Annotated in this window: 7 protein-coding genes and 1 pseudogene; 7 read left to right on the top strand and 1 reads right to left on the bottom strand. The window is 35.7% G+C overall.

The features are described 5' to 3' along the window. Positions 1-438, top strand: a 438-nt coding sequence (locus MT489_RS21210; protein ID WP_244683557.1) for an alpha/beta hydrolase, incomplete at its 5' end; no start/stop codon positions are given. Positions 439-990: 552 nt separating this feature from the next. On the opposite strand, the pseudogene ltaS reads toward MT489_RS21210, so the two are convergent. Then, positions 991-2,913 (bottom strand): annotated as a pseudogene (gene ltaS, locus MT489_RS21205) (lipoteichoic acid synthase). 636 nt (positions 2,914-3,549) lie between these two features. On the opposite strand from ltaS, the gene MT489_RS21200 reads away from it, so the two are divergent. The 6 genes from MT489_RS21200 to MT489_RS21175 all read left to right on the top strand — a co-directional run bounded on the left by MT489_RS21200 (position 3,550) and on the right by MT489_RS21175 (position 10,240). Then, positions 3,550-4,899 (top strand): spore germination protein, encoded by a 1,350-nt coding sequence (locus MT489_RS21200; protein WP_244683556.1) that lies wholly within the window; start codon positions 3,550-3,552, stop codon positions 4,897-4,899. A 91-nt stretch (positions 4,900-4,990) separates the two neighbouring features. Next, positions 4,991-6,088 (top strand): GerAB/ArcD/ProY family transporter, encoded by a 1,098-nt coding sequence (locus MT489_RS21195; RefSeq protein ID WP_244683555.1) that lies wholly within the window; start codon positions 4,991-4,993, stop codon positions 6,086-6,088. After that, positions 6,085-7,200: a Ger(x)C family spore germination protein gene (locus tag MT489_RS21190; RefSeq protein ID WP_244683554.1), complete on the top strand. Its 1,116-nt coding sequence runs from the start codon at positions 6,085-6,087 to the stop codon at positions 7,198-7,200. Before MT489_RS21195 ends, MT489_RS21190 begins: the two co-directional genes overlap by 4 nt. A gap of 163 nt (positions 7,201-7,363) precedes the next feature. Next, positions 7,364-7,867 (top strand): sigma-70 family RNA polymerase sigma factor, encoded by a 504-nt coding sequence (locus MT489_RS21185; RefSeq protein WP_244683553.1) that lies wholly within the window; start codon positions 7,364-7,366, stop codon positions 7,865-7,867. A gap of 289 nt (positions 7,868-8,156) precedes the next feature. Continuing rightward, complete coding sequence (locus MT489_RS21180; protein ID WP_244683561.1) at positions 8,157-8,858, top strand: response regulator transcription factor; 702 nt, start codon at positions 8,157-8,159, stop codon at positions 8,856-8,858. After that, complete coding sequence (locus MT489_RS21175; protein WP_244683552.1) at positions 8,855-10,240, top strand: sensor histidine kinase; 1,386 nt, start codon at positions 8,855-8,857, stop codon at positions 10,238-10,240. The genes MT489_RS21180 and MT489_RS21175 overlap by 4 nt, the downstream gene beginning before the upstream one ends. The last annotated feature ends 75 nt before the right edge of the window (positions 10,241-10,315 follow it).

The following is a 10,315-nucleotide window of genomic DNA, read 5'->3' as shown; positions in this document are numbered from 1 at the left end:
CGCTTCTTCCGCCGACTAGCTGAAGGTGTTTTTGATGAAGAGGATTTAGTTTTACGCACAGAAGAACTAAAACAATTTATTGATGATAGTGCAAAGGAATATCAATTTGATCGCAATAAAGTTGTAGCCATTGGGTATTCCAACGGTGCAAATATTGCAGGAAGTTTGCTGTTTCATTATCAAGATAGCTTGAAGGGTGCCATTCTTTTTCATCCAATGGTTCCACGCCGAGGAATTGAACTTCCTAACTTAAGTGGCAATTCCGTTTTTATTGGTGCGGGTAAAAATGATCCGCTCTGTCCACCACAGGAATCGAATGATTTGATGGAACTTTTGCAAAATGCAGGAGCACAAGTCCAAATACATTGGGAAAATCACGGTCACCAGTTAACTCGAGGTGAAGTAGAAAAGGCAGCGGAGTGGTTTTTGACGTTATAATGTTTCATATTAAAATTTTTAAAATTAGCCCTGCCCTTTTCATAGACCGGGACATAACTATTTTCGACAAATATAAATGCGAATAATAGGTTGATTAGTGTATATACCCGCTCCAGAAATATACTTCGCTTTCCGTGGGCGGCTGGTGAGCCTCCTCCGCTCGTCCCGAGCTGCGGGGTCTCACCTATGCCTTCCTCCCACAGGAGTCTTCGTATATTTCCTTCGCTAAGTTATATCATTGTTCGTCTTTAGGTTTGATTGTTTTAGTTATGTCCCGGACTCTTTTCGAACAAGTTTCCTTCTCTTCCACTCCTTCCATTTATCTAATAAAAAAGCACTATATTAGACAAAGCTCTCCCCCTCCCCTTGTTCGCTCCAATATAATTTCTATGATGGACAAAGTCACCAACCAAACCCTTTTTTGTCTGATTCTAAACTCCATGTTTTTCTTTGCCACACTCAAGTGGAAAAAGTATTTAAAAAAACTAAATAGCCCCTTATTATCCTACTAAAAGCAGGATAATAAGGGGCTTAACTCTTGCGTTTTTCCGATTACTTCGCATTATTATATTTGTAGTCATCAGGATTAATTGGTACAAATCCTTCCGGCTTATAGAATCGTAATAAGTCTTTTGTAACTATGCGGTCGGATAGTTCTAATTTTTCTTTAGTAATTTGATCAAGTGATTCACAGGCTTGAACATCCATTTCCTCACCTGTATCCGTTGCATAACAATTACCATTTACCTGTGTTACTTCAGGTGAGACAAAGTCTCCATTTCGGAAAGGTACTAATTCCTTATATTCAGGAGAGAATATGTCATTACCTAATTGTAAATAATCATTTGTATTAACACCTAGCAAATGAAGGACTGTCGGCATGACATCCACTTCACCACTATATTTATGAATCGTTTTTCCGTTCATACCAGGTACGTGGATAAAGAGTGGCACACGCTGTAGCTGTGCATTTTTAAATGGCGTGATTTCTTCTCCCGTTACTTGAGCCATCGCATCATTGTGGTTTTCGGAAATTCCGTAATGATCTCCATACATGACAATAACGGTTTTGTCATATAAACCATCAGCCTTTAAATCATTAAAAAATTGTTCTAAAGCCTGGTCCATATAATGAGCGGATTGGAAATATTGATTTACTACTTTATCGCCAAAATCTCCGGCTGGAAAATCTGTGTCTCCCTCATCCATTGCGAAAGGAAAGTGATTTGAAAGCAAAATAAATTTTGAATAAAACGGTTCTGGAAGTGATTCCAATAAAGGCATGGATTCTTCCAAGAACGGTTTATCTTTCATCCCATAGTTTTTAACATTTTCCGGTTTCATATCATAGTACGTTGCATCGAAAAAGTGGTCGAATCCAAACGCTCTATACATTTCATTTCTATTCCAGAACGTTTTATAGTTTCCGTGAAACGCCGCGGATGTATATCCTCTAGATTTTAATATCGCAGGTCCTGATTGGTACGTGTTCTGCGCTTTATTGATAAATACAGAGCCTTGTGATAACGGGAATAAAGAATTTTCCATCATGAACTCTGCATCTGATGTCTTTCCTTGTCCTGTTTGGTGAAAAAAGTTATCGAAATAAAAAGCTTCACCATTTCGTACAAGTGAGTTCATAAATGGGGTTACTTCTTGACCATCCAATTTATAGTCGATGATAAAAGACTGTAATGATTCGAGTGATATATAAACCACGTTCATCCCTTTTGCCTTGCCGAAATAGACAGGATCTGGCTTAGCAAAGTTCGCTTTTACAGTATTTTCGATTTCTGTTAAATCATCGCTGCTTGCAAAAGTTCTTTACATTGAGGATCTTGTACTCTGGATTCCATCATAAATCGAAAAGTTATTGATCCCTAAGTATTTAACTAGATAGTTGCGGTCAAACGATCTTGTAAGCAACTCAGGACGGTCCGCTTCCGCCAACGACAAGTTAACCATAAAAATCGCAATAGCAAGCGTTAGAGGTACAAGTGCGATCTTTTTACTTGAACGTTCCTTCAATGGAAATCTTTTTGTAACTAGCAATAATATAAGAATAACCGTATCCGTGAAATAAAACACATCAAACGGTGACATCAATGACAATGCACTATCCGTTTGGCCACCATTTACTTTTAATTGTGAAATGACCGGTAACGTAATAAAGTCGTTAAAAAATCGGTAATATACAACATTTGCGTATAGCCAAAAAGACATTATAAACTCAATTCCAACTAATATTGCTCCCCAACGCTTCTTTTTGCTCAAAAACGATAGCCCCAGGAAAAATAAAGCGGAGCTAATTGGATTAATGAAAAGCAAAAATTGTTGCAATTCATTATCAATCCCCAAATTAAATTCTATTCGATATGTTATATACGTCTTAAGCCAAAAAAGGATAACAGCTATTAGGAAGAATTGGACGTTTTTGTCATTAAGACTTACTCCATACTTTTTAAGTCTTTCCAACTCAAACAACCCCTTAATTTATATAAATAAAAAAAATGAACGTAAATATTATACTGCTTTCACGAAAAAAATCTAGTGGTAAAGGTTGGATTCCACGAAAATGGGCGGATTGTCCTAACTCTCTTTAATAATATTCACTTTACTTACACATACATGCCATCTAATGTTTTTTTGTGCAACATTCCGTTCTAATGTCAAATGAATGTTAACTTTGTAAAACTTTAACCAAATTTGTTCAAAGAAATGAGATCGATTTTACACATAGCGTTTCAACAGAGCAGCATGGAAAATCATGATTCTAAGATTGAATACCCCATTTTAACAAAAAAGTAACCGAACAGCGAAAAAATTTGTTTTGAAAATAGTGGAAGTATCGCCTAGGTAACAACTAAGCTCATCGTGAAGTTCTAATAGGATGACGTTATTTACACCTTATTTCTTTTCTTTTAAAAAACGTATAATGAAACATTTATCAACGAGCTGTAAGTCTCGATCACTATGATTAAAGCTGTTACTTTGTTAACTTTTGAACTTTAATGACTAAGCAATTTACACTTTCCATACAAGTTTTTACATATATTCCTCTTTCTTCGTGAATATTAACCTTATCATGTTTTCGAAAGAGGTGAATCCTCTGTGCTTAAAAAGGCTCAAAAATTAGTTGCTTCCTCAACTGTTCCTTGGATTATTGAAAAATTAAAACCAACTTTTGATTTCACCCATAAGCCATTGCAAATCGACAATAAACAAATCGAACTTCTATACATTAAGACAGTCGTGAATGGAGATAAACTTTATAGTACAGTCATAAAACCTTTTTTTGAAATGCAATCCTTAAAAAATATAGAGGCATACTTTAATTCCTTGCCTAACCAACAGGAAGTTCAATCGAAAGATCAATTGTTGGTCGAGTTAACCAAGGGTAGCGTTCTTATCGTAATTAAAGATAATATTCTTTTGTTTGATTTTAAACAAGTCCATTTAGACGTTCCACTTCCAACGAATGTAGAGCCCACAATTCAAGGTCCACAATATGCACTTAGTGAAGATCTAATAACAAATATAAATATGATTCGTCAACGTTATCATCAGCCTTCTTTAAGGGTGGAGATGTATTCAGTCGGAAAAAAAGTCCATCAATCGGTTGCCATTATCTATGATGAAGCCATCGTAAAAAAAGATGCACTTAAAGAAATTAAATCGAAAATAAAAGATATAGAGAAAGATCTAGTTCTTGCAAGCGCTGATTTAATCCGCTGCTTAAACAGCAAAAAGCGTTCCCTCTTACCAACAACCATTTTGACAGAACGAACGGATCGGATCAGTTATAATTTGTCCGGCGGGAAAGTCATTATTATCATGGATGGCGATTCAAACGCCATTCTTGCTCCAGCTGTATTTTTTGATTTTATGACATCGATGGAAGATGAATATCACCCTTATTGGGTGTCAAAATTCACTTCTAGCCTTCGATATATTGGATTTTTCAGTTGTATAGCTTTACCCGGCTTATACGTTGGTTTGACTTCTTACAATCCTGATATAGTCCGGGTAGAACTAGCCTTATCTGTAGCGGGTAGTCGAGTAGGGGTACCATATCCATCATATATAGAAGTTTTTATTATGCTCATTGTAATGGAATTCTTAACTGAAGCTAGCATTAGACTGCCAAAGGCAGTGAGTGCGACGGCTACCACAGTTGGTGGACTGATTCTAGGAACGGCTGTTACTGAAGCAGCATTGGCGTCCAATATATTAATTATTATTGTTTCTGCTGTTGCCATCTCAACGTTTGTCATTCCCATTAATGAAATGAGTTTTGCCATCAGAGTTAGTCGATATGTCGTTTTAATATTCACAACAATAGCTGGGATGACTGGCCTTGCGCTAGCGTTAATTGGATTAGTAATGTGGATGGCAAATAAATCGAGTTACGGAGAAGCATACTTCAAGCTATTTATACAAGGAAAAAATAAAGAAACGTAGCTTGCATCAGTATCCTTTGGGAGATGACCCTTTCCTATGTAAAAAATTTACAGTTTATTAATAACCATTATTTCCTAGTAGGGAGTAAAACATGAACAGGTATGTGTATTATTTACTTTACGTAAATATGTTTGCCAATATGGTTGTTTCAGTACCAAAAAACCTTTTAAATGAGCGAAGAGACGGTGCCATTATCTCTATGGTTCTTGCAATAGGTGCTGGGATGCTCGTTATTTATGCATTCCTTTGGTTTTTCAGTAAATTCCCTGGAAAAGATTATCCTGAGTTGTTAAAAAAACACTCCCCTAAATGGATACATTTTCCTTTTTTACTCTTTCTTGCTTTATTTTGGTTTATAGCTGGCCTTAATACATTAATCACTTATACCTTTTTGTTAAAACGTTTTTTGACTCCAGATATGTCTGTTGTGTGGATTGCATCAACATTTTTAATTTTTATTTCATTCGGCATATTAATGCACACTAAAGGTATTCTGTATACCATTGAGGCAATCCTATTAATTTCATCACCATTAATTGTTTTTCTAATAGCAAAAGCGTATATGAGCTCGGAATTTGAATGGGATTTTGTTCGGGAAGCAGCTATGCATGTGTACCGAATGCCTTCGTATAATGCTTTTAGCTCTGCTTTTTATATTTTTCTCGGAATTACAAATCTCATTATTTTTAATCGTGCATGGTCTACGAAAAAAATTCAAGTTTCGGTAAAGCACGTTTTCTTAATGGGACTTGCTGGTATTATGATTTTAATTACTATCTACGTGGTAGCCATTGGAATGAACGGCTTCGAAAGTATTGATCAACTCGTGTATCCTGCCATCACAACAAGTGATACTCTACGGATGCAGTATGGGATGATAGAACGAGTTTTATATTTATTTTTATTATTCTTTCTGGCTATTACCTTTTTAAATCTATTACTTCATTGGCATATTACAGTTGAAATATTGAAAAGTGTAATTTGGTTTAAGAAATTCAAATGGAAAGAAAACAACCTAACACCTTTAATCTTTCTTGCAATATTTTGGTCTGTATCCTTATATACAGCTACTTCCTTAGATGAATATCATTTATTTACCTATACTCGATTCTTTTTCAATACTCTGCCTTTCATCACTTTAATCCTTATCATTTCGTTTTGGTTCATCAAAAGGAGGGCCAAAGTATGAGAACATTTATACGAAAAGGGCTGTTAATTTTCATATCCCTCTCACTTGTTTTTCTTTCCTCCTGTGGATTTAAAGATATTGATAAAAGAATTTTTGTCATGGCAATAGGAATCGATTTGACCGAGAATAAAGAAAAACCATATAAATTAACCTTAAAGCTAGCAATAGCTTCCGGTGCTTTAAAAGGAGGACAAGGCGGAGAAAAGTACACATATGTCACAATGGAAAGTGAAAATCTAGCAAAGGCCTTTCGCATGATGAAAACTCATGTAGACAAAGAAACAGATTTTGGGCATTCCAGAATTATAATCGTCGGAAAAAGTATTTTAGATAAAGATTTAAGAGATGTAATGGACCTAATAATAAGAAGAAGAGATATTCAAATGATTTCATGGGTGGGAGTTGGAGAGCCATCAGCTGAAAAAGTATTAAAAACTGAACCACCATCCGAAATGGCTGGGTCGATTTCTCTTCCCAATTTTTTCTCAGATAATGGTGTAGAAAGTTCCTATATTGTTTCAACTTTTCTATTTGATTTAAGAAGAAAAATGCTTGAAAGTGGTATAGACCCTATCCTCCCTATTATAAGAGCGGATAAGAGTATGAAAAAATTTATGGTGAATAAATCAATTATTGCACCGAAAAACAACAATAATATCACCCTATCCTCACAGGAGACGAAAATATATAACTTACTCGTAAATAATTCAAGAAAAGCTGAGATTACGATTAATAAAAATAAAATGGCTTTTAGTGTTGCCCTTTTTAAGACGAAGGCTAAATATAAAATCATTACAGCTCCTAATTCCGAACCAGTCATTAAAATGAAAATCAAGATGGTTGGGATTATTGAGGAATCTAATGAGAGTGTGTCCCCCTCTTTATTAAAAAAATATAATAAACTAGTCAATCAAAAAACGAAAAAAGATGTTCATCAACTGTTAACTAAATTCCAAGAAAACAATGTAGATCCTTTGGGATTTGGACTAAGATATAAAGCGACAAGACTACATACTAGAGATACGTATAAAGAATGGACACAAATGTATCCTAATGTAAAATTTGATGTTACCGTAGAAACATCTATTAAAAGTACTGGAACCATTGAATAAGAGTGTGATTAGTCTTTAAGGAATGCGCTCCCTTTACTCCAAAGTTGAATTATTACAGAAAGGTTACAAGACTGCAAAAATCTTTTACCTATTTGCAAACTTTGATCAGCTTCAAACCATTATCATGAAATGGAAAGAAATGATTCAAAGGAGTTTAGGTGAAATGTTAGAATCTGTGTTTAATCATTTATATCATTCTTATTATCAAGATTTGCTCAGGCATTTATTTTATATCATTAGAGACCGCGAACTTGCAGAAGATCTTGTTCAAGAAGTATATGTAAAAGTTTATAAAAGCTATGATACTTTTGAAGGGAAAAGTAGGGAGAAAACATGGCTATTTGCCATCGCCCGTAATGTTGCCATTGATTATCTGCGCAAGCAAAAAGGGAATAACGAAATCCATTTAAACGATTACGATGTCTATCAACTGAAAGATAACTGTCCCATCCCAGAGGAAATTGTCTTACGAAAAGATGAGGTTCAGCAAATTTATTCGTGTAAAATAAAACCTGACCAAAAAGTCATTCTTGATCTTCGTTTTATACGTGGTTTATCCATCTCAGAAACAGCTAGCACCTTAGGATGGTCAGAAAGCAAAGTCAAAACCCTTCAACACCGCGCAATTCAATACCTAAAAGACCACTATCGAAAAAGAGCTAGTTAGGAAGAAAAGCGGAAGGCGCCTGCCTAGCCCTGACAAGCAAATGTTCTGAGAAGCAAAAAGTCCGTCTTTTGACTTTTAGTGGATCAGGTTATTTGACCTCGAGCTGATGGCGCCTGCAGCTGGACAATGAAAAGCGGATGGCGCCTTACCCTTCGATTTACACTGGAGCTATACACAAAAAATTCGGAGCGCAAAGCTCTTCTTTTTTTTTGAAAAAGAACCGCTTTTTCTATCTGACATCCAATATAATGAATCTAGAGAGATTAATATTAAGGGGGTCCCACCATTGATGGAAGGGAAAATTTTAGTTGTTGAAGATGAGTTGTCTATCCGCAAATTAATTTCATTTAATTTGCAACGTTCCAATTTTGAAGTGATTGAAGCTGGAGAAGGCAAATTGGCCTTACAATTAGCAAAAGAACATCAGCCATCCCTCATTTTATTAGATTTAAACCTTCCAGACGCGGATGGATTTGAACTTTGTTCGAAACTAACAGAAAAGCATCCAGGAACCCCAATCATCATCGTTTCAGCTAGAGGTCAGGATATGGAAAAAATTATGGGATTAGAGCTTGGCGCGGACGACTATATTGTTAAGCCATTTAATCCACTAGAGCTTGTCGCAAGAATTCGTTCAGTTTTGAGAAGAACGGCGAAATCTGAAAAAGAAACCAATCCCGATATCATTAAAACAGGACCTTTTATGATTGAACTTAAAACACAAAGAGTGTATAAGTCAGGAAAGCTAATGAAATTAACAACAAGAGAATTCCAGATGATCAAATTTTTCACAGAGAAATTAAATGAACCGATCACACGAGACGAGCTGCTTGATGAAATTTGGGGATTAAATTATTTTGGAGATCCTAAAACAGTAGATGTACATATTCGGAGATTGAGAGAAAAGATTGAAGATGATCCTTCTAACCCATCATATTTAAAAACTGTATGGGGATATGGCTACTCCTTTTTTGACGAGGATGCACAATGAAAAATGGCATAAAAAGAAGGCTTGTTTGGAGCTATCTTCTCCTAATTATCTTTACAGTAGCATTATTTGAAACAATCATACTATCAGCCTTAATGGTCTACTATAAAGGCGGCGTCCAACAAACACTTCGTGACCAAGGAGCCATGTTCGCAGCTTTTTATGAACAGGAGCTGCTTGAAGGAAGATTCGAAAAAGAAGCTGAACAATTTTTAACTCAATATAACTTTTTAGTAAATGTACAAGTTCAGTTAATTGATAAAGAAGGAAAAATTTTAGCCGAAACACATAAAAGTCATTTAAAAAGTCTCAACCAGGAAGAAGACGTTCTTATTGGACTAACCGGTACATCCAGTCATTGGACAGGACAAATGAATGGCGAAAAAGTAATGGCTGTTACATACCCATTAAAGGCTGGCGATGAAATAAAAGGAGCAATAAGACTCACAACCTCTCTTGCCCCATTGAATTCTGTTTTTACCGAAAATGCCCTTCTACTACTTGCGATAGGCGGCATCGTGGTTGTTTTGGCAGCTGTTATTAGTTTTTTCTTAGCCGGTACGATCACAAAACCTGTAAGTCATATTATTACAGCTGCAGAACAAATGGCTGCGGGAAAATTTTCTACGAGAATATCAAAAAAACAAGACGATGAATTGGGAAAACTGGCAGACACATTAAACTATATGGCAGAACAAGTGGAAAAGCACGAACAGCTGAAAAATGAATTTATCGCTTCAATTAGCCATGATTTAAGGACCCCGCTTACATCCGTAAAAGGTTGGGCGATTACCTTACAGTCGATGGCAACAGACGATTTATTTAAAGAAGGATTAGATATCATAACGAATGAGAGTGATCGTTTAACGAGTCTAGTTAGCGACCTACTCGATCTTTCTAGTCTTTCTAGCGGAAAACTTTCCTTTGTTTTTGATGATGTCTATCTCCCCGCCATTGTTAAAAAAGTTGTATCTCAGTTACAGCCAAGAGCTGAAAGAAACGGGGTACAAATTTTAACGGATATCCACCCAAGTATAGGGGAGATTAAAGCAGATAAAAATAGGCTAATCCAAGTTTTTATTAATGTAATGGATAACGCACTTAAATTCACCCCGAAAGACGGTACAATTTCTATTTCCGTCAGCGAGGGCAATGGAGACTCAGTAGTCATTAACATTAAGGATACTGGGGTCGGAATTCCTAAGAATAAATTAGAAAACATTAAGGAAAAGTTTGTAAAAGGGAAAACGCAAGAATCTGGAACTGGTCTTGGCTTGGCCATTTGCGAGGAAATTATAAAAGGTCACCATGGGACATTGCATATAGATAGTCATTCTGATGAGGGAACAACCGTTAGAATTGTATTACCTGTAACCTTTATGTAACCTTTATTCATCTTTTAATAACTTTTTCTTATACATTTAATTTTATAGTAAGGTAAAAGAGCATCGGAGGATTTT

The organism is Lederbergia wuyishanensis (assembly GCF_022900255.1).
Classification (GTDB): Bacteria; Bacillota; Bacilli; order Bacillales; family Bacillaceae_C; genus Lederbergia; species Lederbergia wuyishanensis.
This window is presented reverse-complemented; position numbering and strand designations above follow the sequence as displayed.